General features: G+C 67.9%; 25 protein-coding genes. 18 read left to right on the top strand and 7 right to left on the bottom strand.

What is annotated here, in order from left to right; genetic code table 11:
* Nucleotides 1-2,301, top strand: coding sequence for a molybdopterin cofactor-binding domain-containing protein (locus IMZ11_RS01975; protein WP_228637168.1), 2,301 nt, complete (start codon nucleotides 1-3; stop codon nucleotides 2,299-2,301).
* 15 nt (nucleotides 2,302-2,316) lie between these two features.
* Entirely contained in the window at nucleotides 2,317-2,793 is a 477-nt protein-coding gene (locus tag IMZ11_RS01970; protein WP_228637167.1) for a (2Fe-2S)-binding protein, read from the top strand.
* A gap of 281 nt (nucleotides 2,794-3,074) precedes the next feature.
* On the opposite strand, the gene IMZ11_RS01965 is transcribed toward IMZ11_RS01970, so the two are convergent.
* Entirely contained in the window at nucleotides 3,075-4,217 is a 1,143-nt protein-coding gene (locus IMZ11_RS01965; protein WP_228637166.1) for an acyl-CoA dehydrogenase family protein, read from the bottom strand.
* Nucleotides 4,214-5,995 carry a long-chain fatty acid--CoA ligase gene (locus IMZ11_RS01960; RefSeq protein WP_228637164.1) on the bottom strand — a complete coding sequence of 594 codons (1,782 nt, stop codon included), beginning with the start codon at nucleotides 5,993-5,995 and terminating at the stop codon, nucleotides 4,214-4,216. Before IMZ11_RS01960 ends, IMZ11_RS01965 begins: the two co-directional genes overlap by 4 nt.
* Before the next feature lie 173 nt (nucleotides 5,996-6,168).
* Between IMZ11_RS01960 and IMZ11_RS01955 the strand changes: the two genes are divergently transcribed.
* The 4 genes from IMZ11_RS01955 (at nucleotide 6,169) to IMZ11_RS01940 (ending at nucleotide 10,804) form a co-directional block, all read left to right on the top strand.
* Nucleotides 6,169-7,386 carry a TetR/AcrR family transcriptional regulator gene (locus tag IMZ11_RS01955; RefSeq protein WP_228637163.1) on the top strand — a complete coding sequence of 406 codons (1,218 nt, stop codon included), beginning with the start codon at nucleotides 6,169-6,171 and terminating at the stop codon, nucleotides 7,384-7,386.
* A gap of 278 nt (nucleotides 7,387-7,664) precedes the next feature.
* Nucleotides 7,665-8,669, top strand: coding sequence for a hypothetical protein (locus IMZ11_RS01950; RefSeq protein ID WP_228637160.1), 1,005 nt, complete (start codon nucleotides 7,665-7,667; stop codon nucleotides 8,667-8,669).
* A gap of 315 nt (nucleotides 8,670-8,984) precedes the next feature.
* Nucleotides 8,985-9,956: an ATP-binding cassette domain-containing protein gene (locus tag IMZ11_RS01945; protein ID WP_228637157.1), complete on the top strand. Its 972-nt coding sequence runs from the start codon at nucleotides 8,985-8,987 to the stop codon at nucleotides 9,954-9,956.
* Nucleotides 9,953-10,804 carry an ABC transporter permease gene (locus tag IMZ11_RS01940; protein WP_228637155.1) on the top strand — a complete coding sequence of 284 codons (852 nt, stop codon included), beginning with the start codon at nucleotides 9,953-9,955 and terminating at the stop codon, nucleotides 10,802-10,804. The genes IMZ11_RS01945 and IMZ11_RS01940 overlap by 4 nt, the downstream gene beginning before the upstream one ends.
* A 6-nt stretch (nucleotides 10,805-10,810) precedes the next feature.
* Here IMZ11_RS01940 and IMZ11_RS01935 read toward each other — a convergent pair whose 3' ends face one another.
* Nucleotides 10,811-13,921: a BTAD domain-containing putative transcriptional regulator gene (locus IMZ11_RS01935; protein WP_228637150.1), complete on the bottom strand. Its 3,111-nt coding sequence runs from the start codon at nucleotides 13,919-13,921 to the stop codon at nucleotides 10,811-10,813.
* Between the two features lie 345 nt (nucleotides 13,922-14,266).
* On the opposite strand from IMZ11_RS01935, the gene IMZ11_RS01930 reads away from it, so the two are divergent.
* On the top strand, nucleotides 14,267-14,860 hold the full coding sequence (locus IMZ11_RS01930) for a hypothetical protein (protein WP_228637146.1): 594 nt from the start codon (nucleotides 14,267-14,269) through the stop codon (nucleotides 14,858-14,860).
* Nucleotides 14,861-14,953: 93 nt separating this feature from the next.
* Here IMZ11_RS01930 and IMZ11_RS01925 read toward each other — a convergent pair whose 3' ends face one another.
* Nucleotides 14,954-15,565 carry a DinB family protein gene (locus tag IMZ11_RS01925; protein ID WP_228637143.1) on the bottom strand — a complete coding sequence of 204 codons (612 nt, stop codon included), beginning with the start codon at nucleotides 15,563-15,565 and terminating at the stop codon, nucleotides 14,954-14,956.
* 467 nt (nucleotides 15,566-16,032) lie between these two features.
* Here IMZ11_RS01925 and IMZ11_RS01915 point away from each other — a divergent pair, with 467 nt between their 5' ends.
* The gene (locus IMZ11_RS01915) at nucleotides 16,033-17,016 is read left to right on the top strand and encodes a BtrH N-terminal domain-containing protein (protein WP_228637140.1); all 984 of its coding nucleotides are present in this window, start codon (nucleotides 16,033-16,035) and stop codon (nucleotides 17,014-17,016) included.
* A gap of 285 nt (nucleotides 17,017-17,301) precedes the next feature.
* On the opposite strand, the gene IMZ11_RS01910 is transcribed toward IMZ11_RS01915, so the two are convergent.
* Nucleotides 17,302-18,351 (bottom strand): helix-turn-helix transcriptional regulator, encoded by a 1,050-nt coding sequence (locus IMZ11_RS01910; protein WP_228637138.1) that lies wholly within the window; start codon nucleotides 18,349-18,351, stop codon nucleotides 17,302-17,304.
* Between the two features lie 174 nt (nucleotides 18,352-18,525).
* Here IMZ11_RS01910 and IMZ11_RS01905 point away from each other — a divergent pair, with 174 nt between their 5' ends.
* The 6 genes from IMZ11_RS01905 to IMZ11_RS01880 all read left to right on the top strand — a co-directional run bounded on the left by IMZ11_RS01905 (nucleotide 18,526) and on the right by IMZ11_RS01880 (nucleotide 21,890).
* Nucleotides 18,526-18,987: a cupin domain-containing protein gene (locus IMZ11_RS01905; RefSeq protein WP_061253105.1), complete on the top strand. Its 462-nt coding sequence runs from the start codon at nucleotides 18,526-18,528 to the stop codon at nucleotides 18,985-18,987.
* A gap of 67 nt (nucleotides 18,988-19,054) precedes the next feature.
* On the top strand, nucleotides 19,055-19,984 hold the full coding sequence (locus IMZ11_RS01900; RefSeq protein WP_228637135.1) for an AfsR/SARP family transcriptional regulator: 930 nt from the start codon (nucleotides 19,055-19,057) through the stop codon (nucleotides 19,982-19,984).
* Nucleotides 19,985-19,988: 4 nt separating this feature from the next.
* Nucleotides 19,989-20,474, top strand: a complete 486-nt coding sequence (locus IMZ11_RS01895; protein ID WP_228637132.1) for a cupin domain-containing protein — start codon at nucleotides 19,989-19,991, stop codon at nucleotides 20,472-20,474.
* Nucleotides 20,475-20,512: 38 nt separating this feature from the next.
* Nucleotides 20,513-20,665, top strand: a complete 153-nt coding sequence (locus IMZ11_RS01890) for a hypothetical protein (protein WP_228637129.1) — start codon at nucleotides 20,513-20,515, stop codon at nucleotides 20,663-20,665.
* Between the two features lie 311 nt (nucleotides 20,666-20,976).
* Entirely contained in the window at nucleotides 20,977-21,684 is a 708-nt protein-coding gene (locus tag IMZ11_RS01885; protein ID WP_228637126.1) for a carbonic anhydrase, read from the top strand.
* Between the two features lie 68 nt (nucleotides 21,685-21,752).
* A complete protein-coding gene (locus IMZ11_RS01880; protein WP_228637124.1) occupies nucleotides 21,753-21,890 on the top strand; it encodes a hypothetical protein in 138 nt (45 codons plus the stop codon).
* A gap of 339 nt (nucleotides 21,891-22,229) precedes the next feature.
* Here the strand turns inward: IMZ11_RS01880 and IMZ11_RS01875 are convergent, their stop codons facing one another.
* Entirely contained in the window at nucleotides 22,230-22,649 is a 420-nt protein-coding gene (locus tag IMZ11_RS01875; RefSeq protein ID WP_228637122.1) for a DNA-binding protein, read from the bottom strand.
* Nucleotides 22,650-22,949: 300 nt separating this feature from the next.
* Here IMZ11_RS01875 and IMZ11_RS01870 point away from each other — a divergent pair, with 300 nt between their 5' ends.
* The 4 genes from IMZ11_RS01870 (at nucleotide 22,950) to IMZ11_RS01855 (ending at nucleotide 24,957) form a co-directional block, all read left to right on the top strand.
* Nucleotides 22,950-23,153 (top strand): hypothetical protein, encoded by a 204-nt coding sequence (locus tag IMZ11_RS01870; protein WP_228637120.1) that lies wholly within the window; start codon nucleotides 22,950-22,952, stop codon nucleotides 23,151-23,153.
* Nucleotides 23,137-23,862, top strand: coding sequence for a site-specific integrase (locus tag IMZ11_RS01865; RefSeq protein ID WP_228637118.1), 726 nt, complete (start codon nucleotides 23,137-23,139; stop codon nucleotides 23,860-23,862). Before IMZ11_RS01870 ends, IMZ11_RS01865 begins: the two co-directional genes overlap by 17 nt.
* Nucleotides 23,863-24,033: 171 nt before the next feature.
* The gene (locus IMZ11_RS01860; RefSeq protein WP_228637115.1) at nucleotides 24,034-24,429 is read left to right on the top strand and encodes a hypothetical protein; all 396 of its coding nucleotides are present in this window, start codon (nucleotides 24,034-24,036) and stop codon (nucleotides 24,427-24,429) included.
* 276 nt (nucleotides 24,430-24,705) lie between these two features.
* On the top strand, nucleotides 24,706-24,957 hold the full coding sequence (locus IMZ11_RS01855) for a hypothetical protein (protein WP_228637113.1): 252 nt from the start codon (nucleotides 24,706-24,708) through the stop codon (nucleotides 24,955-24,957).
* A 266-nt stretch (nucleotides 24,958-25,223) separates the two neighbouring features.
* Here IMZ11_RS01855 and IMZ11_RS01850 read toward each other — a convergent pair whose 3' ends face one another.
* Nucleotides 25,224-25,457 (bottom strand): hypothetical protein, encoded by a 234-nt coding sequence (locus IMZ11_RS01850; RefSeq protein ID WP_228637111.1) that lies wholly within the window; start codon nucleotides 25,455-25,457, stop codon nucleotides 25,224-25,226.
* Nucleotides 25,458-25,645 lie beyond the last annotated feature (188 nt).

Raw genomic sequence — 25,645 nt, 5'->3', positions numbered from 1 at the left:
ATGACGGAAACAAATGGTGGCGGGCTACCGGACGAGGCCATTGGGCGGCGGCGGTTCCTCGGGTACGTGGTAGCGGCTCCGACCCTGGTGGCCGCTGCCAACCTCGTCCCGACGCCGGCGTCGGCAGACGTCCAGCTGCCTTCGCCGGAAATCACCGACATACTCGACCTCAGCGACATGATGACCCTGGCGGCGCTGCCGACCTCGGGCCTGATCACGGTCGAGGTCAACCGGGACGGCACGGTGTCGTTCGCGTTGCCGCGGGTCGAGGTGGGGCAGGGCATCACCACCTCGACTGCCATGCTGATCGCCGAGGAGATGTCCGTTCCGCTGGACCGGGTGCGGGTCACGCTGGCCGACGCCCGGCCGGAACTGGTGTTCAACCAGCTCACCGGTGGGTCGAACACGACCATCGCGACCTTCACCCCGATCCGGGTCGCCGCCGCCGTCGCCCGCTCCCGGCTGATGGTGGCGGCGGCGGCCGAACTCGGTTCGGCGGTCACCGCCCTGACGCTGAAGGCCGGAGTGATCAGCGATCGCTCCGGCCGCAGCGTCGACATCGGTGCGCTCGCCGAGAAGGCCGCGAGCATGCGGACCCAGCAGGTGTCGGTGGAGCTCACCCCACGCGAGAACTTCACCGTCATCGGCAGGCCGCACAACCGGATCGACGCGCTGGACGCGGTGACCGGACGCAAGAAGTTCACGATGGATCTCGACGTCCCGGGCGCGAAGCCGACGATGGTGTGTCGCCCGCCGACCATCAACGGCAAAGTCGGTTCGGTGGCCAATCTCGACGAGGTCCGTGCCATGCCGGGCGTCACCGACGTCGTGACGATTTCCACCGGGGTGGCGGTGCGCGCCGAGACCTTCGGCCAGTGCATCGACGCCGTACGCGCCCTGAAGGTCTCCTGGAAGGCCGGTACCGCGGAAGGGAAGTCCGACGAGACCGTACTCCGGGAACTGGAAGCCGCGGAGTTACCGCTCGGGCTCAGGCCGCCGACTCCGATCGTCGAAGGCAAGTTCACCTTCTACTTCCGGAGCAACAGCGCGCTGGAGCCCAACTGCGCGATCGCGGACGTGCGGGCGGACCGCGCCGAGATCTGGTCGGGGTTGAAGTCGCCGATCGTCGCCCAGGAGACCATCGCGGCCAAGCTGGGGCTGCCGGTCGGCAAGGTTACCGTGCACGTCGTCGAGGGCGGTGGTTCCTTCGGGCGCAAGCTGTTCTTCGACGCCGCGCTGGAAGCCGCCGAGGTGTCCCAGAAGACCGGCAAGCCGGTCAAGCTCATGTGGCACCGCGCCGACGACTCCCGCCAGGGCCGCACACACCCGATGGCCACCTCGCGGGTACGTGTCTCCTACCTCGGCGGCACCGTGCTGAGCTACGGTCAGCGGCACACCAGCGTCTCCACGGACCTCGGCCACGGGCTCGGCGAGATCATCACCGCCATGGCCGCGAAGCTTCCGGTGGGCGACATCGGGTTCTCCGAAACGTTCTTCCAGCTCAGCCAGACGATGTCGTACGACTTCGGTAGCAACAGCCGGTTGCTCAGCGAAACGGACAAGAGCTTCAACACCGGCAGCATGCGCAACGTCTACTCGCCCGACGTCACCTGCGCCCGGGAGCTCATCGTCGACCAGCTCGCCGCGAAGATGGGCAAGGACCCCTGTCGGTTGCGGCGTGACTTTCTCCGCGATGACCGCTCCCGCGCGGTGCTGGCCAAGGTGGCCGAGGCCGGCGGCTGGGGGCGCTCGATGCCGGCCGGCACCGCGCAGGGCATCGCGTTCCACGCGGAGTACAAGTCCGTCAGCGCCGCGCTGGTGGAGATCGACTGCCGGCCCGAGACCGTCAACCGTCCCGTCCGCGACGGCGTGGCCGGACCACGCGTCACCAAGGTCGTATTCGCGGTGGACGTCGGCCTTGTCGTGAACCCGCGGGGTCTGGAAGCGCAGATGATGGGCTGCGTCATGGACGGCATCGCGCTGGCCTTGACCTCCAGTCTGCACCTGCGCGACGGATACTTCCTCGAAGCGAGCTGGGACAACTACTTCTACACCCGGCAGTGGAACACTCCGCCCGAACTCCAGATCATCATCATGCCCGGCACCTCAGAGAAGCCCGGCGGTGCCGGGGAGCTGGGCGTCGCCGCGTCGATGGCCGCGGTCGCCTGTGCGTACGGCCGCGCGACCGGAAAGATGCCCACCAGTTTCCCGATCAACCACGGCACGCTCTCCTTCACCCCCAAACCGACTGTTCCCCCCATTCCCCCATCCCCGACCGACGGCCTGAACTACGTCCGCTGAAACAAGGAGATCTGAGTGTCCGAGCACACGTTTCGCGTCAACGGCGAGCAGGTCACCGTCAACGTCGACGGGGACGTGCGACTGCTGTGGGTCCTGCGCGACATTCTCGGTATCACCGGACCCAAGTACGGCTGCGGCATCAACGTCTGCAAGGCGTGTACCAGCCACATCAACAGCAAAGCGGTCAACCCCTGCGCGGTCCCCGTCGGGGATCTCCAGCCGACAGACGAGGTCACTACCATCGAAGGGCTTCCGGCCACGGTCGGTAAGGACCTGCACCCTATGCAGCAGGCATGGCTCGACCACGACGTCGCCCAGTGCGGCTACTGCCAACCCGGCCAGATCATGGCCGCCGTGGCGCTGGTCCGCCGTGTCGCCGCCGAAGGCCGCGCAATCACCGACGCCGACCTGGACGGCATCCGCAACATCTGCCGCTGCGGCACCTACTTCCGCATCCGCCAAGCCATCAAAGCCGGTGCCGAGAACATGTGAGGTGGACTCTCCCGCGTAGCGGGACAGGAAACGCCGGTTCGCCGTCGAGGCGAACCGGCGCCTTGTCATGAAGCAGGAAAGCCGCAGAAGTGCCGCACGCGCGGTACAGGCGGAATCGTCGGCGATCATGCCGCCGGAGAGCGCGTCACGAGGTCACCCCGCCACGGTGAGTGCGGACGAGCGCCTCCCGGCTGAGGCCCGGCGGATCCCGTTGAGGACCCGAGGTCAGCCATACGCTGGGTCGGACCCCTACCGGGAGGCGCTCATCCGCGTCATCACTGTCAGAGTCCGTAGGCCTTTCCGATGATGTCGCGCTGGATCTCGCTCGTGCCGCCGTAGACCGTGGACACCACCGTGGATCGCAGCAGGCGTTCCATGCCGTACTCCGTGGCGTAGCCGTAGCCGCCCATCATCTGCATGCCGTCGAGCGCCATGGCCTTGGCGAACTCCGTGGCCTTCAGCTTGGCCATCGACGTCTCGCGCGGCAGTTGCCGCTCCGGGTCGGCCTCGATCCGCCGCGCCACATCGTGCACCAGCAACCGGGCGCACTCCAACTCCGTCGCGTGGTCGGCGAGCCGGTGCCGCAGTGCCTGGAAGCTGCCGACCGGACGGCCGAACTGCCGGCGTTCCCGCACGTAGGACACCGTGTCGTCGAACACCCTGCGTGCGGTGCCGAGCATCAGACCGGCAATGATCATGCGCTCCAGGTTCAGCCCCGCCATCAACTGGCGCCAGGCCTGGTCGACCTGGCCGACCACCGCGTCGTCGGGCAGGAGGCAGTCGGTGAAGTAAAGGTCGTTGACCTCGCGGCCGCCCATCGTGTCGATGCCGCGCACGGTGAGGCCGTCGATTCCGGCCGGTACGGAGAACATGGTGAGCCCGTCGTGCTTGCGGTCTTCCGTGGAGGTGCGGGCGACAAGCAGGATGTGTTCAGCGATGTGCGCGTTGGAGCACCAGGTCTTCTGGCCGTTGATCACCCACCCGCCGTCACGCCGCTCGGCCTTGCAGGTCAGCGCGCCGACGTCCGAACCGGCGCCGGGCTCGGACATCGACACCGCCAGCACCTTGCCGCTCAGGAAATCGCCGAGCACGCGCCGTTTCTGCTCCTCGCTGCCGAACTTCTCGTACGAGGCGGCGGTGATCGCGGACGTGGCGAACCCGCCGATCGGGACCTGCCAGTAGGCGGTCGTCTCCAGGAACAGGAGCAGATCGACCATGCTCTGACCGGCGCCGCCGTACTCCTCCGGCACCGCGACTCCCAGCCAGCCAAGCTCGGCCATCTTCCGGTACAGCTCGGCGTTGTGCGGTGAGCTGCCGCCGTCGGTCAGCTTGAGCCACTGCTCGCGGGTCCCGACCTCGCGTTTGCAGAAGTCATCGATCGCGGCGACGAAGTCACGTCGCTCATCGGTCAAGGTCAAGGTCACGATCCTTCCGTGTAGAGCTTCTCGATCACGTCGGCGTAGCGCTGCTGGATCACGCGCCGCCGCAGCTTCAGTGATGGGGTGAGCTCTCCGCCGTCCGGGCGCCACGCGTGGTCGAGCACGCGGAACGCCTTCACCTGTTCCGGCCGCGACAATGCCTCGTTCGCCCGCTGGACGGCGGCGGCCAGTTCCTCATGCAGGCGTGGTTCCGCGGCCAGCTCCTTCAGGTCCACAGCGGCCAGGCCGTGGGCCGCGGCCCAGGCGGGCGCGGCTTCCTCGTCCAGCGCCAGTAACGCTGTCAGGTAGGGGCGGCGATCGCCCACCACCATCGCATAGCTGATCAAGGGGTGTGCCCGCAGCAGTGACTCGACCGCGCTCGGCGCGATGTTCTTGCCGCTCGAAGTGATGATCATCTCCTTCTTGCGGTCGATGATCTGCAGCAGCCCGCGCTCGTCGAACCGGCCGATGTCGCCGGTGGACAGCCAGCCGTCCGCGTCCATATCCGCCTGGATCCGCCCATCCGGCTGGAGGTAGCCCAGGAACACCAGGGGGCCGCGCACCTGGATCTCGCCGTCCGCGGCGAGCCGGACCTCCATCCCGGACATGGGCAGGCCGACCGTGCCGGCCTCGTAGTTGTCGGGGAATGTGCTGGTGGCCGCGCCCGTGGTCTCGCTGAGGCCCCAGACCTCCATGATCGTCATGCCGAGGCTGCCGAAGAACTCCAGCACCTGGGCCGGGATGGGGGCGGCACCGCTGCCCAGCCGGGCCGCTTCGGCGAGTCCGATCCGTTCCCGCATCGGGCGCAGCACCGTCTGGTCCGCGCGCTCCAGCGCAGTGGCGAGATCGTCGGGCAGCGGGTCCCCGGTGGCATGGATCCGGTACGCCTCGGCGGCCAGCTCCCGCGCGTGGCCGACCGCGGCACGGCGGTCATCGTCCAGGCCGGACAGCATGTGCTGTATCCCGGCCGCGAACTTCTCCCATATGCGTGGCACGCCGAAGAACCCCTGCGGCCGTACCTTGCTCAAGGTGGCGAGCAGTTGGGTGGGGTCGGTGCAGATCGTCACGTGTCCCGCCGTGTAGATCGGCAGATAGATGCCGAGCACCCGCTCGGCGATGTGCGCGAGCGGCAGGTAGGCGACTGATCTGGGATGCGCGGGAACCGGCTGGACCAGTTCCTGGAGCGCGCACTGGTAGAGCACGTTGCGATGCGACAGCACCACGCCCTTCGGATCGCCGGTCGTGCCCGAGGTGTAGATCATCGCTACCGGGTCGTCCTGGCCGGCTTCCGCGACCGGCGTTTCATGCGCCGCCGCCAGCAGATCGGCGTAGCGCGTGTGCCGGCCATCCGGGTCCTCGATGACGACGACCTTGACCGCGGGCATCTCGGCCAGCGCGAGCGCCCAGCGGGCCAACTCGGCGGGACCTTCCAGCACCACCACGGCCGCCGCGCTGTGCACGGCGACCTGCCGGATCTGCTCGGGGCTCAATGTCGCGTAGGTCGTGCATGGGATCGCGCCCAGCTCGACCGCGGCGAGGTCGACGACCCAGTGCTCCGGGCGGCTCGACATGCCGATGAGCATCCGGTCACCGCGTCGCAGTCCCAGCGCCCGTAGCCCACTCGCCATGGACAGCACCTGGTCGTACAGCTCCCGCCAGGTCCAGGTGCGCCCGTCGGCTCCGGTCAGGGCGGGCAGGTCTCCGTACGCATCGGCATTGCGCCGCAGCAGTCCTGGCACCGTGTGCGCCCCCACCGCGGCGCGCACGTCCTCCTCTGTGACCATCCTTCGCTCCCTTCGCCGGGCACTGAGCGCATCCATCAGAACCCGAACAACGTTCTATCGTCAAGGCATCCGAATCCCCACTTACTTTCTTTTCTGTTTCCGCAGGTCAGCATCATCTAATGATGTGAGTGGGCACGATCCTGGCGTCACAGTTCGGCCGCTACACTCGGTTCATGCCAACAAGCCAGCGCCGACGGTCGAAGGATCGCAAGGAGGCCATCGCTGTCGTCGCCGCGGAACTGTTCTGTGCTCGCGGCTATCACAATGTCGGCATCGAGGACATCGCCGAGGAAGTCGGTATCACCGGCCCGGCGATCTACCGGCACTTCTCGACCAAACAGGCCGTCCTCGCCGCGGCCGTCCAGGAACTGGTCACCCACTTCGTGGAGTGCGTCCGCTCCGGCGCTCACATGGATGCTCCCCACGACCGCCTGCACGCCGCTCTGCGGGCGTTGGTGCGCTACACCCTGGACAGGCGCACCATGGCGCGGCTCTACCAGTGGGAGGGCCGCTATCTCCCCGCCGAGCAACGGGCGGTGGTCGCCGCGTCGTTCGACGGCGCGGTGCGCACACTCCGCGAGTTACTGCTGGACCTCCGGCCCGAACTGGCCAAACACGATGCCGCGCTCCTGACGGCCGCGGCACTGAGTGTGATCGCGAGCCCCTCCACCCACCGCGCGAGCCTGTCCAGAACCAAGGCCGAACGTACGATCCTCGACTGTGTCACCGCCGTGATCTCCGCTGACCTGCCCGCGGCACCGCGACAGAGACAGTGGCGTCATCGGCCCGACCAGTTCACTCTGCTGCCCCGCCGCGAGCGGCTGCTGGCCGAGGCGATACGGCTGTTCCACGAGCGCGGCTACCACCAGGTGAGCATCTCCGACATCGGCCAGGCCGCCGGGATCAACGCCTCCAGTGTGTACACGCATTTCGCGAGCAAGGCCGAGTTGCTGGCCGCCGCCTATTACCGTGCCACCAGCCGCCTGGAGCACACCGTGGCCGCGACGCTGGCCGACGCGAGCACACCGGTGCAGGCCCTGGGCCGACTGATCGACGCTTACGTCAAGATCACATTCGACCAGGCCGACCTGGCCGCGGTCTACCTCTCGGAGAGCGAGAACCTGCCCCCGGCCGACCTCCGGCGACTGCGAGCCGCGCAGCGGCGGCACGTCGACACCTGGGTCGGCCTGGTCGCCGAGGTGTGTCCGGAGGAGGAGCCGTCCGAGACTCGCTTCCGAACGCATGCGGCACTGAACATCGTGGCCGACCTCGCCCGCTCCGCCAACCCATCGGTAACCGAGGAGAGAACCGCCGCTCTGCTCGGGCAGATGCTGAGATTGCCGGATCGCGGCGGGCTCACGCCGGCACAGAGGCGGCCACCAACGAAATGATCGGTCGCGCCGGTCTCAAGGCCGGCCAGGGGGCGTCCTGCTCGACGGCCGGCTCGCTGAGCAGTCCACCGAGGGGCCGCAGGTGACCTCGGTATCGGTTTCGAGAGGGCCTGGCAGGGGCTCGTAGCGGAGGCCGCCGACTGCCCCGATGCCACCGCGCTTGATGACCGAAGTTGCCGACTTGGGGGGCCGCGGCTTCGATGAACTCCGTGTCCCGCCTGTTTTCCGCGCCCGCATGCCGACATCGGCCGGTCCGTCGAGCGCTTGTCATCGTCCTTATGATCGTGTGCTTCGGTCCGCTCGCGCTGACGGGCTGCACCCGATCGGACGGGCCGCCGTCGCTGCCGCCCGCCGGCGTCTACGAACATGACGCGGCGGGTGAGAACTCGCGGGCCGAACCGGCCCCGACCGACGGTACGGCAGGGGCGCTCACTCGGCCGTTGAGGGAGGCCGGTTGGTTCTGTGCGCAGGTCCGAGCCAATGCGGACGGCCGTGCCCTGTGGTGCCGGATCGGTCACCGCGACGAGGCGGACTCGGTCCATCCGCAGGTGGCGCAGTTCCTGCTCGACCGCGACGACCGGCTCGCCTGGGTGTGGTTCCCGCCCACCCAGGCGAACCATGAGGACGATCAGGTTGCCGCGGCCGCGGCATCGGCGCTGACCGCGATCTGGCCCGACGCCGGTGATCGCGTGCGGCAGGAGATCGACGACTTCGATCGGGATCTCGAGACCCGTACGACGCGGCGGAGTGACGACATCCCCCGGACGGGGTGGCGGGACACACACGCGGACTACAGCTACGACGGGCACAACGGACTGGTCGCCACCGCCCGGGACACCTCCGTGCGGCGCTGGCCGTTCGGCTCCGAGCACTACGCGACCGCGATGAGCTCCGCTGTTGACGATCTTCTGGCTGGTGGTTACGACTGCTTCTATCCACCCCAGCAGAGCTGCGACCGCCCCCAGTCGAACGGCTATTTCCGTGTCGCCCTCCGTGGTGACCAGATCGTCTCGGCCCAGTTCGGCATCGGCAGCCTGATCGAGTCGGGGCGGCAACGACACCCGCTCAGCGAGGAGTTCCCGCACGGCCTCACCTTTCTTACCGAGGCGGTCCGCGGTCCGGTCAGGGAGCGCATCGAACAGTCCCGGCGATCCGGCACCAGCTTCGCCGGCATCGTGGCCGGAACGGTCGTGATCATCGACGCGCGCCGGGGCGCCGTGGAGGGAGATGATCTGGTGGCGTACTTCGACATCCAGATCGGCGCACCGCTGGCCGCGACCTGATCGCGCAGGCCGGAGTCATACATCGGACCGCTGACAGCGTCGCGGCTCCTAATGATCGGTGAGCACCCGCCTGGTGCCAGGGGACCACGATCCTCAACCCGTCGGCTCGATGGCGCGGGACAACGCGCGGGCCCTTCTCTCGGACGGTGAAGATGTGGCCGCGGATGGCGAAGACATGCCGTAGTGGAGGAGCACACCGGAGCCGGTGAAACCGCCAGGTCAGGGGTGAAACCACCGTGAAGCCGCGATGAAGCCGACAACGCGGACGCTCTCCTCGGACGCCGGGAGGTACCCGGCGGAGAGAGGAGACGCGTCATGGCGGACCTCAGTGCCGTCAGGGCCGAGAGTCTGGTCAAGAACTTCGGAGACTTCCGGGCCGTGGACGGAATCGACCTTCACGTACGGCAAGGCGAGATCTTCGGAGTCCTGGGCCCCAACGGAGCGGGTAAGACCACGATGCTCCGGATGCTCGCCACCCTGCTCCCGATCGACGGCGGCCACGCGGAGATCTTCGGCGTCGACGTCCGGCGGGAACCCCACCGCATCCGACAACTGGTGGGCGTCACCGGCCAGTACGCCTCGGTGGACGAGGACCTGACCGCCCGGGAGAACCTCTGGCTGTTCGCCCGTCTACAAGGCCTGACCGGCACCCGAGCCAAGGCCGTAGCCGTCAAGTTGCTCGAACGATTCGGCCTTCAGGAGGCGGCAGACCGTCCCCTGTCCCAGTTCAGCGGTGGCATGCGCCGCCGCCTGGACCTCGCGTCGAGCCTGATCACCCGTCCACCCCTGATCTTCCTGGACGAGCCCACGACCGGCCTTGATCCGAGAACCCGGGGCCAGATGTGGGACACCATCCGGGAGTTGGTCACCGACGGCTCCACGATCCTCCTTACCACCCAATATCTGGACGAGGCCGACCAACTGGCCGATCGTGTTGCCGTGATCGACCGAGGCCGGAAGGTCGCCGAAGACACCCCCGACGCCCTGAAGACCCAGGTGGGCGACTCGACCCTGCAGCTCAGCCTCGCCGACGGCTCCGACATCGCCCTGGCCGCGGACGTCGTCCGCCGACTGCTGGGTGAGGAGCCGGTCCTGACCCCGGAATCAGGACGTATGAACATCCCCCTCCCCGACCCCAACCGGGCCGCGGACGTCCTGATCGGCCTGCGGGAAGCAGGCCTCGGCATCTCCTCGGTGAGCGTCGCCAAACCGACGCTGGACGAGGTCTTCCTGGCGCTGACCGGCCACGGCGCCGTCGACGAACCCCAGATGGAGGCGGCCCGATGACCACGACGAGCACCATGACCGCGACCCCCCTCGCCCCCCGGCGCGTCGATCCGGCCGCCGTGGTCGCCCGCACCACGTCCCGCAGCTCGGTCCAGGAGACCTGGGTCCAGGTCCTGGCGATGGCACGGCGAGCCCTGAAGAAGATGCGCCGCAAGCCCGAGCAGTTCTTCGACGTCCTCATCCAGCCCCTGCTGTTCACCGCGATGTTCGCGTTCATCTTCGGCGGTGCGATCTCCGGCAGCGTGTCGGACTACCTCCCGGTACTGATCCCCGGCATCCTCGCCCAGACGGCCCTGACCGTCTGCATGGCGACCGGCGTGCAGTTGCGCGAAGACATGGACAAGGGGGTGTTCGACCGCTTCAAGTCCCTGCCGATCGCGAGGATCGCCCCCCTGGCGGGGCCGATGATCGCCGACCTGATCCGTTACGGCATCGCGTCGGTGCTGACGCTCGTCACCGGCCTGGTCATCGGTTACCGCCCCGGCGGCGGCGTGCTCGGCTGCGTCGGCGGCGTCGCCCTCACCGTGATCTCAGGCTGGTCACTGGCGTGGATCTTCACCTGGCTGGGCACGATGGCGCGTTCCGCGCAGAGCGTCCAGGGCATCTCGATGATGATCATGTTCCCGCTCACCTTCCTGTCCAACGCCTTCGTCCCCGCGGAGACGCTGCCCGGCTGGCTGGAGGCGTTCGTGAAGGTCAACCCGGTGTCACACGTCGTCTCCGCAGTGCGTGACCTGTTCAACGACGGGGCCGTGACGGCCGAGGTCGGCTGGGCGCTCGTCGGCTGCGTGGTCGTCGTCGTGATCTTCGCTCCGCTGGCGGTCCGCTCGTACTCCCGCAAGATGTAGACGGTGTCAGCCCACCCGCTCCAGGACGGTAAGGGCCTCGGCCAGCAGGTCGGGGCCGCGCCGTTCGCCGTATTCGGCCCCGATCCGCGACAACATGCCGGGAGCGATCCGCTCGGCGTGCGCGGACAGCACCGACCACTGCATCGTCGGAGTGAACCGGTTGTAGGCGAACCGGTCGGCGAGCACGAGCAGCCGGACCGCCTCCTCGGCGGGCAGCGCCCCCTTCAGCAGGCCCCAGATGCCCAGCCCGGCGAGCACCATCCCCACCACCGGGAAGTCCCTGAACGTGTGGTCCGGACCGAATATGATCAGGACCTTGGTCCGGAGCGACGCGAAGAAGTCCGCGCCGTCGTCGCCCTCGCCGTACTGCGCGAACGCCGAGAGCGCGATGACCTCGCCCAGGATGGTCCACGGTGTGAAACCGTCCGGCGTGCCCGGGACGCGCAGGTTCCGGAGCACCTCGGCGGTCTCGCGGTGCCGCCGCAGTCCCTCGGCGATGTCTCCGTCGACGAGGGCCAGCTGGGCTCTGCCGACGGTGGCCGACAGGACCCCGCCGTAGGTGCCCTGGGAGGCGAGCGCCTCCAGGTCGTCGATCATCCGTGCGGCCTCGTCACGGCGCCCCTCGGTGAGCGCCGCCATGGCGAGGGCGGCGCGGAGCTGGATGGCGTCGTCCACCGCCCCGAGGCGTTCGAGCACCGGGAGCGCCTCGGTGGCGTGTCCGGAAGCCGACGCGGAGTCACCGAGATGCGCGTACAGGCCGGCGAGCTGGGTGTGCAGCACGGCGCGGCGCCAGGGGCCGTCGTCGTCACCGACGAGCTGGAGGGCGGCCCGGGCCGCTTCGATCGCGCCGGCCGGGTCGCCGGCGTTCTCCAGGCCGTGGCTCAGCCAGTGCAGCGCGATCTGGCGGATCATGGGGTCGGGATCGGCGATCAGCGTGTCGAAGCCGTTCTCGGGGTTCGCCACCGTGGTGAGCAGCGCGGTCACCAGCGCCCGGACGGCCGGGTTCGCCGAGTCGGCTCCCAGCGCGGACAACATCCGTGCCAGCCCCCCGATCTCTTCGGCGGAGATCATGAGGGTGTTGAACAGCGCCATGCTCAGGGCCACCCGGGCCCGGTCGAGGAGCCGGGGCGGTGGTGTCCAGTCGGTCAGCGCGGCGGCGACGGCCGGGGTGAGGACGATGCCGCGCGGATGATCCCCACGAATCTTCCAGTAGCCGTCCAGAGTGGAGAACAGCACGACCACCGCTTCCGGGTCGGGGTCGGCGAGGGCCTCGCGCAGGATGTCGGCGAGGTTCGTCTCCTCCGAACGCAGCCGGTCCACCGCGTCGACCTGCTCCGGCGAGTACAGCCGAACGCCGTGCCGGTCGGCGTAACCGACGGCCCACGCGCGCACGGCGGCCCGCGCCTCGGCGGTCTCGCCGGCCGAGTCCAGCCGCACCCGGCCGAACTCGCGCACCGTCTCCAGCATGCGGTACCGGACGCCGTCGGCCGTCTCCACGACGGTGAGCAGGGACTGCTCCACGAGCTCCTCGATGTCGCCGAGAGCGTCTCCGCCGAGCACCTCCTCCGCCGCGTCGAGGGCGAAGCCGTCCGGGAAGGCCGAGAGGCGGCGCAGGGCCCGGCGCTGCCGCTCGCCGAGAAGGTTCCACGACCAGTCGATCACCGCCAGCAGCGTCTGGTGCCGTGAGGGCGCGCTCCGGTCGCCGCCGCGCAGCAACGCGAACCTGTCCTCCAGCCGGCGGGCGATCTCGACCGGGGACATCACCCTCACCTTCGCGGCGGCCAGTTCGATCGCGAGCGGAAGGCCGTCCAGGCGGGCCACGACGGCGCGCACATCCTCCTCGTGGAGGCGTACACCGGGCCGGGCCGCGGTCGCGCGGTCGCGGAACAGCTCGACGGCGTCGCCGGTTCCCAGCTGGGGCAGCGGGTAGACGCGTTCGGCGGCGATCGCCAGCGGTGAGCGGGTCGTGGTGAGAACGCGGAGCTCCCGCGTGGTCGCGGTCAGATAGGCGACCAGGTCGGCGACCGCCTCCACGAGATGCTCGCAGTTGTCGAGCACCAGCAGTGTCGGGGCCACGTCGAGCTGCTGGGCGATCCGGGCCCGGATGTCGGCGCGCTGCTGCGGGGTGAGCGTGCGGCGTCCGGTCACCGAGTCGCGGACGCCGAGCGCCGACCCGACCTCGCCGACCAGGTCCTCGGCCGCGGTCACGCCGACCAGCTCGACGAAGTGCACCACCGGCTGCTGGGCCTCGCGGGCGACGGCATGGCCGAGCCGGGTCTTGCCGAGCCCGCCCGGGCCGAGGATCGAGACCACCCGGGAGGCGGCGAGCAGTGCCCGCACCCGTCGGAGGTCGTCGCCGCGGCCGAGCAGCGGGGTCGTGTCGAACCGCACGCCGGCACGTACGGGGCTGTCGAGCGCCAGCAGCTCCTGGTGGACCCGCCGCAGCTCCGGGCCGACGTCGGCGCCGACCCGCTCACGCAGGTCCGACCGGTAGCGCTCGAAGCGGTCCAGCGCGGCGCCCGTCCCGCGCACCGCCGCCTCGCTGCGCAGGAGGTCGGTGAGCAGCCCCTCGTCCTCGGGGTGGACGCGCACGGCCTCCTCGAGGCCGGGCAGGGCGGGGCCGTGGTCGCCGCTCCGGCTCCGGGCCCGGGAGAGCACGAGCCGCGCGGACGCCAGGTCGCGTTCCGCGAGCCGGCGCACCTCGGCCAGCGGGCCGCCGCCCTCGGGCGGCAGCGCCCCGATGCCCTGCGCGAGCGCCTCCTCCGCGGCCGCGGCCGCCGCGGCCGGATTCTCGACGAGCAGCGCCCGCGCCCGGCTTGCCAGATCGTGCAGCCTGCCGGCGTCGACCCGGTCGGGCGGAACCTCGAGCCGGTAGCCGCCCCCTTCCGTGACGAGCGCCTCCGACCCCACGACCCCCCTGGTCCGCGACACCAGGACCTGCAGCGCTTTCGCCGGATTGGCCGGTTCGTCGTCCCCCCATACCTCTGCGACGAGCCGGTCCGCGTTCACGGTCCGGCAGGCGAGTGCGAGGGCTGCGAGCAGCGCCTGAGCCCTCTCGCCGACCACCGGCTGCCCTCGCCACCGCACGCCGTCGAGGAGGCTCAGGTAGATGGGCATGGCGCAAGTCTAGTTTTCGCTGAGCCACCCACCCGTTCTCATTTTCGACCCGCAAGGCGCAATGCCCACCGCCGAGCCGGGTGCCGAGCACAAGGACCTGATGGCCCGGGTGGGTCATGACAACGTGCGCGGCGATGATCTGCCGGCACGCCGTACGAGCCGTCGGCAGGACGATCACGGATGCGGTACCCGCCGGTCCCTGGTGATCGCCGTTCGATCTGGCACGCATCTGGCACGCATCTGGCACGCATCTGGCACGGACGGCTCCGAGGATGGTCTCTTGGGGTCGCAGGCCGGTCCTTGATACTGGGAGCCTCCGGCCCGTCCAGAAAGGTTGATCGACCCGTGTTCGATGAGATCGTCGCCCGTTACGACGCGATGCTGGAACGCCTCTGTCTCGGCACCTTCGCGTACACAGTGACGATCCCCGACTCCGGCGTCCTCACGATCGAGGATGTCATGCGCCGTCTCGGAGCCACCCCCGCCGCGGTTCGAGGTCCCGGGGGGCCGCCCGATAGTGATCGACTTTCTCTCTACCAGGTCGGCAGCGGCGTCGTCACCCTGGACTGGTATCCAGTCGAGCGCCAGGAGATTACCGATCGGCTCGCCGGCGACGGATTCCGGCACTGGTATCTGTCCTTCGACATCGAAGGCAACACCATCATGTACGCCCGCTACGGAGAGGTTGAGGGGTGCCTCGAGCATCCCGAGCCGGGATACATACCCTTCACTCCCTGGACGGATCGTTTCGGTCCCCTGAGCCCCTACACCGAGTTCCTCGTAAGCGGCTACGACAGCGAGGAGGCGGAGGCTCAGGTGGACATCACTGCGGCGTGCCTGGCCGTGATCGACATGGAAAGCGGCGTGTGTCTGGACGAGGAACTGATGGACGGGCCTCATTCAGTAGTGTCGATCTCCATGGAGAACCGTCCGGCCTGATGCTCCGGCGGCACGGGCGATCAGCGCGCTGTCTCGGTCTGGACCTTCACCACGATCACCAGGGAGTCATCGGAATGGTCCACGGGGCCTCAATCAACCCTGCGGTCGTGATCGTACACAGACGCCTGGGTCGCCTGTGGCGGCAAAGGTGTCCGCTGTGGCTTGGATCCGAGTGACGTACCGCTTCCACTCCTCCGCGTCGAACATGTCGTGGTCGGACCCGCCGTGTCCGTCGATCATTTCCCGCACGATGTCCGCGTGACCGGCATGCTGGGCGGTCTCTGCGACCATCCGCGCCAGCAACGCTCCCAAGCTCGTGTCGCGCCGTTCCTGCGGCCAATGCGCCACCTGTCCGGGTGCGGCCAAGTCGAGTTCGTCGATGGTCCGGTCGGCGTGGACGCAGGCGCGTCGGTAAAGGCCGATGACGTATTCGCTGGTCTCGCTGGCCGTCGCCCACATGTCGGCGCCCTGCCAGATCGATCCGTCCGCGACCCAGGACAGAGTCTCCGGCGCGGGTCGGTTGAAGCACTCCCCCAGGTAGAGGTATTCCAGGCCCGCAAGGTGTTTGACTAGGCCAAGCAAGTTGGTGCCGGTCGGAGTCATCGGCCGGCGCAGATCGTACTCGCCCAGACCGTCCAGGTTCGAGAGCAGGCGCTCCCTGGATTCCCGCAGATAGCGGTGCATTTCGGCCTTGACGTCGGACATTCGCGCGCCCCACCCCTATGTTGGTGCTCTTTAGTAGTTGAATCATGACAGAGCGGTCTCCGTAAGACCGTCGGGTGGCGCGGGGGCAGCCTGGCCGACGAGCTGTTAGAGCGGGTCACAGAATGCCCACGCTGGATCGTGGTCGGCGCGGCCGCCGTCGGCCGCCGCCTCCGTGCCGGCGGCCTGCCCGGACGGCTGGCGGTGGTCGATCCGGAGAACTCCGCCTACTTCCCCGGCTGGGCGAGTGACGCCCCCCGACTACAGCGTGGGCATGCCCTCCCGCATCGAGGGCATCGGCCGACCGCCGGATGGGAGTCGGCACTCGCCGAGCCGACCCCCGGCGAGGTGTGGATCACGCGGCTGGACTCTCCCCCTATGGGAGGCCTCACGCTACTCCTGACGATCCTGGTGGCTGGTCAAGGAAGTAGCCGGCACGCTGATCGCCCAGGGGTTGAGGAGAGCGACGTATGACCATCGTGAAGGACAGCGAGGCTCGCGGCATGCACCACTGCGAGACGACGGCGCTGGGGGTGCTGTTGCGGCATGAGGGACTTGATCTGTCCGAGCCCATGCTGTTCGGGCTGGGCTCGGGCCTGTCCTTCATCTATTGGGACAGCAAGGGCATGGGGTTCCCCTTTCTCGGAGGCCGCGTCAAGCCTTTCGACCTCACCAGGAACCTGACCGCCAGGCTGGGGCTGACATTGCTCGTCGAGGAGACCACCTCACCGCGAAAGGCGTGGGAGAACGTCGCCGCCCCCATCGATGCCGGTCGGCCGGTCGGCCTTCAACTCGACTGCTATCACCTGGAGTACTTCCGGTCCAAGGTGCACTTCGGCGGCCATGTCGTCGCCATGTACGGCTACGACGAGCACGACGTCCACCTGGTGGACACCGACCAGCAGGGAGGGGCGGTGCGCACCAGCAGGGCCAGCTTGGCCATGGCGCGGACCGAACGCGGCCCGATGACCGCCAGAAACCGATCCTTCACCATCACCCTGCCGGAGCACTCGCCCTGCTGGCAGGACCAGATCATCCCCGCCATCAAAGACTGCGCCGACGCCTTCCTGGCCGCTCCCATCGCGAACCTGGGCCACCGGGGTATCGAGAAAGCCGCCAAGCAGGTGCCCAAATGGCTGCTGCGCGCCGGCAACCCGCAGCAGGACCTACCGCAAGCTGCCCTCCTCATGGAGAAAGCCGGCACCGGCGGTGCCTTGTTTCGTGCCCTCTATCGCGACTTCCTCGGCGAGTGCGTCCAGCTGATCGACGACAGCAACCTGCGCGCCGGTCACAAGCTGTACGCCGAGGCCGCCACCCTGTGGACGGACGTGGCCACCTTGATCACGAAGGCTGGAGAGAGCGGAGACGTGGGGCATCTCGAGCAGGCCCGCGTCATTCTCCATGATCTTTCGCGCATGGAGAGGGATGCCATGCAGGTGCTGCGTCAGTTGTAGCTCTACCCGGATCGTGCATATGAACAGCACGTCGGCTCACGAGCTCAAGGTCCTACCGCGCCAGGAAAGCAGGGCTACCAGGGCCTGTACGGATTTGAGATCAGAAGGTTTCACCTGCGCCTTGAGCTCTGATGCCGGTAAGCCATGGCGCGTGGAGACCTCACTGAGGAGGAATGGTCCTTGATCGAGCCTCGCTTGCCCCGACCTGACCCTCTGATCGAAAGAGACGACCGAAGACGTCGTCAAACGCGATCGACGCTCCATCGCTAGCTTCCTGTCCCTGGATCAGGAACCGCGGAGACGACCGACGAGCTGGTTGCGGCTGCGCACGCCGACCTTCGCGAAGATCGATTTGAGGTAGTCCTGAATGGTGTAGGCCGACAGATGCAACCGATCGGCGATCTCGACGGTGGAACGTCCCGTGAGGACCTCCTCGCACACCTCTCGCTCCCGAGCGGTGAGGGCGTAGGAGGTCAGCATGATGCCGATCACCTCGTCGGCGGGCACCGGTTCGACGGTGATGAGCACCCGCTCGGCCGACGAGTCCAGGGGCATCAACTGCGCGGCGCGGAGCGCGACCCAGGTCCCCGAGATGTCACGCATGCGGGCGTAGGCCGTGCCGGTAGGGGAACCGGACAGCGCGGCGGCCACCGCCTGCAGTGCAACGTTGAGCCAGCCGGGGCGTGTCGCCTCCCAGGCCTCCAGCCATTCGAGGGCGGCGGGCGTGGCGCCCTTGAACTCGCCGCCGGCATCGAGCACGATCACGACCGGGCCGCCGGAGCCCGCACTGGTGCCGGGCATCCTGCTCCTGTTCGCCGTCCGCAGCGCTATGCCGATCAGCGGAGCGACCGAGGCCAGGAAGTCTGCCTCGGCCGTGGAGAAGTCGGGTCCGCCGGGGCCGCGCATCAGGCCGGCGATCCCCCAGCAGGCACCGTCGCTGACGAAGGACGCGCGTAGGTCGAAGGCCACCCCGATGGACTTGTAGAGCTCGTTGACGCGCCGACTGCGCACGACCTCGCCGAACGGCTGGTCGGAGAGCCGGCCGATGGGGACCTGCCTCCGCGCGAGGTCGGCGAAGCTGTTGCAGTCAGAAGGACCGTACTCGATCTCGGCGAACAGTGCCTCCTGCTGTTTGGAGGGGTTGAGGTCGACCGTCACCGAACCGGTGGGCAGCATGGTCTGCGGGTCCACAGCCGCCCAGCAGGTGGCGTCGTACGGCACGACCCGGCCGACCACGTCGATCGCCTCCTGCTGGACGTCGGCGGGGCCCAGGCCGGCCGCCGCGACGGCGGATAGGGCGCGCCTGGCCTCGCAGGCCCGTGCCTGGTTCACCATGGTCCCAGTATCGAAGAGTCCTCCGCCGGCCACCATCCCAGATTCCTGGGGGTGCCGGCCGGGCGAGATCCCCCTTCGCGTGGGATGGAGCGCAGCCGCACCCGGTTCTTAACGTGAGAGCGCAATGCCGGTAGCACCGGGGACTGCGACCCCAGTGTCACAGAAGGAGATTCGATGTCCCAGCAGATTCACCACAGCCTTGCCGGCGAGGGCAGGGAGCTGTTCACGGTCGACAGCACCGCGACGGTGAAGGTCGGCGCGGAGCACACCAATGGTGAGTACGAGTTGTTCGAGATCGACGGCGAGCGAGGTAGCTTCGTCCCGCCGCACCGGCACCCCTGGCCTGAGTCGTACTACATGCTGCACGGCAGGATGTCAGTTCAGGTGGGCTCCAAGCGGTACGAGATGGGCCCCGGCGAGTCGATCACGGTCCCCACTGGTGCCGTGCACACCATCGAGGTGCGCAGCAAGGCCGCGAAGTTCCTGGCTTTCAGCCTGACCGACGGCACCGGAAAGCTCTTCGCCGACCTCGACGCGAACGTTCCTCCCGGGCGCGCGATGGAGGAACTGGCTCCGCTCATCACCGAGATCGCTGAGCGGAACCGGACCAGCTTCATCGGCCGTCCCGCACAGTAACCGCTCTCATTCAGGCCGGCCGAGGAAGGCCCCGGCCAGGGGCCTTCCGTCATTCATGGAGGAGATCATGGACTTCCGGCTACTTGGTGAGACGGCGGTGCTGGCGACTGACGGCACGTCGCTTGATCTCGGCCCCAGAAAGCAGCGCATGGTGCTTGGCGCGCTGATGCTCAGGGCAGATGAGACCATCGACATCGAGCAGCTCATCGACGTGATCTGGCCGGAGACCGCGAACAGTCGCGTCGCCGTGAACAGCCTGCATGCGTACGTGTCCAAGCTGCGCCGGATCCTCGAGCCGGGTACGGAGCGACGCGGCGACTACGAGATCCTCACCAGGCGCTCCAGGGGCTACCGCCTGACCGTCCGGCAGGAGGCCCTGGACATCGGACGGGTGCGCATCCTGGCGCAGGAGGGCCGCGAGCTCTTCGCCGCGGGCCACAGCGCGCAGGCGTCGGCCTATCTGCGCAAGGCACTCGCCGAGTGGCGCGGGGCGCCGCTAAAGGATTTTCCCGACAGGCCATGGATCCGTGACGAGGCGCACTACCTGGCCGAGTTGCACAGGGGCCTCATCGAGGACGCGGCGGAGGCCGATCTGGCTCAGGGGCTCGGCCCTGTGCTGGTCCCCGAACTGGGACGGCTGCTGGCGGCCTTCCCGTACCGGGAGCGGTTGCGTGTGCTCACCGCGCACGCGCTCTACCAGGCGGGCCGGCAGGCGGACGCGCTGTCCCTCATCGCCGAAGGACGCAGGCAGATGGCCGAGGCGTTCGGTCTCGACCCCGATCCTCGCATCCGCGTGATGGAGGATCGGATCCTGCACCACGATCCCTCGCTCACCCCGCGGCAGGTAGTGCGACTGCACGGCAACAGCTGTGCGAGGGGGCGGCGTCAGGCGACCCTCAGGCTCACTCCGAAGGCGTTGGCGACGTCGCCACAGAGGGGCACTCTGTCGACGGCGAAAGGGGCGCTGTCATATGTCACTACCTGTTTCATCCCATGACGTCGTGGTGGTACGAGAGGCGGAGACCGAGATCCTCACGACCGCCCAGGTGACCGGGCGACTGTATGCCGACAGCAGTCAGGTTGGGGGAGCTCTCAGCGCTCAGCGGATCACCCTGGGGCGGGGAGCCTCGGGAGCGTCGCCGCACCATCACACCAGTGCCAGCGAGCTCTTCTACGTCCTGCAGGGGACAGCCGAGATCCTCACCGGAGAACGCGTCCTCACGGCGGAGCAGGGAGACCTGGTCGTGGTCCCGCCTCGCGCCGTCCACGCCTTCGCCGCCGCCCCCGGAACCGAGGCCGATCTGCTGATCGTCGTCACGCCCGGAATAGAGCGCTTCGAGTACTTCCGCCAACTGCAGCGCGTCGCCAAGGGCGAGGCCGCCTTGGAGAGCATCCTCGAAGCCCAGGACCTCTACGACAACCACTTCGAGGAAAACCAGGTCTGGCAGCGGCACCTTCTCCGGCGCGCACCGGGTTTTCGGTCTTGATGACGTGATGCGGCTCCAGGAGCCCCCGGGGATCGTCTATGACGACACGGCGTGTGGAGTTCGACCTGGGGCAGAGTGACACGACCTGGTCTGCACGGATGGCCACCAAGATCCTTCAGACCGAACAGGAGGCCGGCTTCCCCTACGCAATCGCCCGGGTGGAGCTGTACAAGATCCAGTTCTGGAACTGATGGGCTCGCGCGCTGGTCGGTCAGCGCAGACAAGCGCGGCGATCACGAGGAACAGGACGACCACCCTCGGAGGATCCGTTCGTCTCGCGAGACTGCAACACGTGTGCGCCGAGAAGTTCATCCGTGTGAAGGACCAGCGTCCGCGTCCGGCAGTCGGACCACTACCAGGTGGGCGCCTACATCGCCCTCACCCTCGCCAGCCGAAGCGGGTGTATCGTGGCAAATGTGACTATATGTAGCATCGAATGCACCGAGTGTCATCTCGCCTGGCGTGTCGGCATGGCAGCACGTCCTGTTCCACGCCAAATCACATGATCAACCGGCGAGTCCTCCTGCGCGCCGGCATTGTCGCCGGAGGCCTCCTGACCGGTGCGGCATCCGCGGGCACCGCCGTATTCGCCCGCACCGCTCAGTCGTCGAACGGGACCGCGCCGGACCGGCGTCCCGCCACCCCGGACCAGGCGTGGGCAACCCTGCGCGAGGGCAACCGCCGCTGGGTGGACGGCACCGCCACCCACCCGCACCAGGATGTCGATCGCCGCAGAGAGGTGGCGCAGAAGCAGAACCCGTTCGCGGTCATATTCTCGTGCATCGACTCGCGGGTCCCTCCCGAGTTGGTCTTCGACACCGGGCTGGGCGACCTGTTCGTGATACGGACCGCCGCGCAGACCATTGACCCGCTGGTGACAGGTGCCGCCGAGTACGGCCCAGCCGAAATCGGCACCCCGCTCGTCGTCGTGCTCGGCCATCAGCGCTGTGGGGCCGTCACAGCCGCCGCAGAATCGCTGCACGAGCACAAGAAGCTGCCTGGCGACCTGAGCGCGATCGCTGTCGCCCTGCGTTCGGCCTACACGCGTTCGGGCGGCGACGTCGACAAGATGATCCGCATCAACACCGTCGACGTGGTGAACCAGCTCAAGAAGGACAAGCTCTTCGCTCCTCGCGTCGCTAAGGGTGAGCTCAAAGTCATCGGCGCGTACTACTCGATTGACACCGGCACAGTCACCCGCCTCGTCTGACCCGGCGGGAATGGAACCTCGCCCGGCGAAAGGAGGGTGCTCGCCGCGACCTTCGTCACAGCGGCAACATGATCGCGGCCGAGTTCGGAGCGGGGCTCAGGGACCTGATGGCCCGGATGGGGCACGACAACGTGCGGGCGGCCATGATCTATCAGCAGGCGGTGCGCGGGGCCGAGAGGGCGATCACGGACGCGATCGAGCGGTAGATCATCGGACGCGATGGGGATGGCGGCTCGGCGGGGTCGGTGGGCCGATCGCGAACTAATGGCCCGCGAAGATCAATCAGCCCAGAAAATAATCAAGGCCCGGGGATCTACTCCCTGACCTGGGCCTTCAAGCGTGGAGCGGGTGACGGGAATCGAACCCGCGCTGTCAGCTTGGGAAGTCTTTCAAGATCATGCGGCCTGGGCTGGGGAAAGACTCACCTGGACGTATGCCGGTCGAGTGACCGTGACTTCCCGTGATTCCCCGCTGGTCGCCGACCGAACGGGCACGCAACGGGCACGTCTGGCGGACAGGTCCATCGTCTCGATCGCCCAAGCAAACTACGCCTGGCTCGCCTCCACGCGGCCGGCCAGCCGTTCATAGCGTTGTTGGGCTGCCTGGGCGGTACCGAGCCCTAGCCCGAAGGCGATCTCCTGCCAAGTGAGGCCACGGCCTCGTGCGATAAGCAGCAGGGCGGCTTCCAACTGGTCCATCTCGGCCCGCACGAGCGGGATGAGGGTGAGTGCGGCGGTGATGTCGGCTTGGTCGACCTCCGGCTCGTCGTCGTGCTGTGCAGTCCCCGCGGCGAGGAACGACACCAGCCTGACAGCCTCATGCGCGCCGAGGGCTTGTGGGTGGACCTGACGATCGCGCTGGTCTCGCGTCGCTGCGTGCCGTTCGGCGATGCGGGCGAGGGCGGCGTACACGCGGTGCGCCCGCACCTGATCGGCATTTTGGGGAGTGAATGGATCTTCGGACATGCGCCCAGGATGGGCTACCAATAGTTTGTTGTCAACGATTCGTTTAAACGGTCGTGTCCACGACGTGTGGCCCCCGGCGCATAGCTTTTCGACGTACAGCCCGATCGCAGGGCCGTATGGGGGGCTGACTCCTACCCGCCGGTGGCCTTGGTCTGCTCGGCGATGGCGTCTCAGTGTTGATGGCGGCCAAGGCGTATCGGCCGCTTCGGGCGGTGCTGATGACGGCGGCCGAGGAGGACGATTCCGGCCAACCCGTGTCGGATCCGCGGGGCCGGCGACGAGCATCCCGAGGAACGCCCGGTGCTTACCGTGGCCCAGGTCTTCGAGCTGGCCGAGAGGGTGGGCCGTCGTCCGGTCGGCAATGTCCGCAAGGTCAAGAACGGCGCGTACCGGCTGCGTTTCCATCGGCACGGCGAGATGCGCACCCATCCCGAGGTCTTCCGCACCCGCGCGGACGCCGAACGGCCGCTGTGGAAGATGGGCATGGATGGTCGGGCCGACTGACTGCACGCAGGATCGGCGGTTCCGCGCCCTGGTGCTCTTCGCCACCTTCGCCAGCCTGCGATGGGGTGAGGTCAGCGCACTCCGTCCCAGTGACCTCGACCTGGACGCCGGGACGGTGCGCGTCCGAGCCGCCTTCGTCGAGCGCTCTACGGGTGAGCTGGTTCTCGGTCCGCCCAAGTCGAAGGCGGGACGGAGGGTCGTCGGCATCCCGCAAGCCGTTGTCCAGGCGCTCAGGGAGCACATCGCGACCTATGTCCAGGACGAGCCGGGCGCGCTGCTCTTCCCTGGCGCCAAAGGCGGGGCGCTGCGGCGGAGCGGATTCAACACCCGTACGCGCTGGGTGGATGTGGTCAAGGAGATGGGCCTCCCCGGCCTCCACTTCCATGATCTGCGTCACACCAGCAGCATGCTCGCGGCAGAGTCCGGCGCGGGGCTCAAGGACCTCATGGCCCGGATGAGTCACGACAACGTCCGAGCCGCGATCATCTATCAGCACGCCGTACGGGGCGCGGCAAAGACGATCACGGACGCCATCGACCGGAAGATCATCCGGCGCGACGACGACGAGGACGACGACCCGGCCGGGCTGCTGGCTCCGGTGAGCTGGCCAAGGGCTAATGGCCCACGAAGATCAATCGGCCCAGAAAATAATCAAGGCCCGGGTTGGGATCTACTCCCTGACCTGGGCCTTCGTACGTGGAGCGGGTGACGGGAATCGAACCCGCGCTGTCAGCTTGGGAATCGCATGGATCACGGCCCGTACGGGTGCCGACCTGCGCGTGGGGCCGGTCACGAGTGACCGCGGTTGACCGCGCGTCACCCTGCCTAATTGCACGCTAATTGCACGACGATCACGTCCTCAGGCCACCATGATGGCCTCGTGAGCTGGACAAGCGGCTGCTGGTTGGTGGCCATCCGTGACGAGGTTCCTGCCGACGAGATCAGGAGATGGTGGAACGCCAAGGAGACTCCGCTGCTTGACGATCTGGTGATGCGTGCACCCCGCATCTGGCTGGGGCAGATGACCAACGCTATCGAAGAAGCTCTTCCCAGCCCGACCGGACGGGTCCACGCCCTCCTCTTTCTCCGGGGCACCCTGCACGAATACGTCGTTCCTGTCCTCGACGAGGAGCTGATCACTGAGATTTTGGCGGCGTTCCAGCCTCGGGACGATGACAACCCAAAGGATCGGTATGGAGCGTTGGCCGAGGTCACCGCGTTTCTCACCGAGCACCGAGGAGTTGGTGTCCTCACTGATGAGGACTGCATGCCTTAGGGGCGCGGTGCGTAACCTTCCATGGACCTGATCACCCCGTATGCCGTCGACCCGCCTGAAGGGGACCCGGCGGCCTTGGTCTGCTCGGCTTGTTCCGGGTCGATGGCGGGCGGGGTGATCAGGCCCCTACCTCAGCCATCTACGGCCAGCGACGATGAGCAGGCCCTTGGCGGTCACCCCGGAGCCGGAGCGCCCCCGCCGGAGGCGAAAAGGGTTGGCCGGCCAGCGCTCTGGCGTGGAGTATCGGTGCTTATGGGGATGTTCAGCGTTGTGAGGATGCCCGAACCGCTTGTCTGTCCGAAGTGCGGGGAGGCGGGTACGTGGCGAGCGCAGTTCAAGTTCGGTGCTCTCGACCTTGATGAGTATGAGGTCGGCCAGAGGCTGAATTGGGACTACACGTGGGATGTGGAAGGCGAACGGGGACATCACCGCGTGCTGGCCCAAGGCGTTCTTGATGGTTGCCCGCATTGCCATGCTCACGACTTCGAGGGGTTATGGGACCTGGTCGTGATCGAAAATAGTCGATGACGTCATCGTGTCGGCTGTACAGGACACCATTGGTGACGGCTGGTGGGCGGATGACTGGCGGGTGCCTGAGGAATAGTCGGTGCCCTGCCTGGGCGTGGCCGGAGCTGCCGGCGGCCGGGACCGGCCCCCAGGCCGCATGCCCGGCCGCCGAGCGGGCGTAGGGCCGCGAGGCGGCGCGGAGCGCCGCCCTTGATCCCTATGAGCACAAATCGGCAGTGCCGCGAAGCGCGTTTTCGATGCGATTGGCGGGTGTCTGGCAGGTCTTTTCACTTGGTGAGGAGTGCTACGGCATCAGGGGTGAGACGGCCGAGGGTTCTATCGGGGCGCCGGAGGTTGTGGCACCCGTCGAGCGCGACGTATGCCTCCCAGGAGCCGGGGGTCAGTACTGCGAACCGGGTGTGGTTGCTCGGGCAGTCGCTTGCTGGTGCGGTGTCCAGGGCGTTGAGCAGGGTGCGTAGTTTGCTGCCCTTGAGTATGCGCGAAGATTCGAGCTTTCCCATGGCCATACCCCGGGGTCGACCGTGCTCGGGGTTTTCTTTGTGATGCGGTAGAGGCATACCCGTAGGCCCTCTGGCGGGGGGTTCCAGATGTGGGAGGCCACTACCTCTGGCCGTCCCTGGCGAGCAATGCTTGAAACCTGTGGATCTGACGGGAAGGGGTGTACCTTCCCGAATCTGATCAGGTATCT

It is taken from the genome of Microtetraspora sp. AC03309, from assembly GCF_020826795.1.
In the GTDB taxonomy this organism is placed as follows: Bacteria; Actinomycetota; Actinomycetes; order Streptosporangiales; family Streptosporangiaceae; genus Microtetraspora; species Microtetraspora glauca.
The sequence above is the reverse complement of the archived record's forward strand: the minus strand, read 5'-3'. Positions and strand labels throughout refer to the sequence as shown.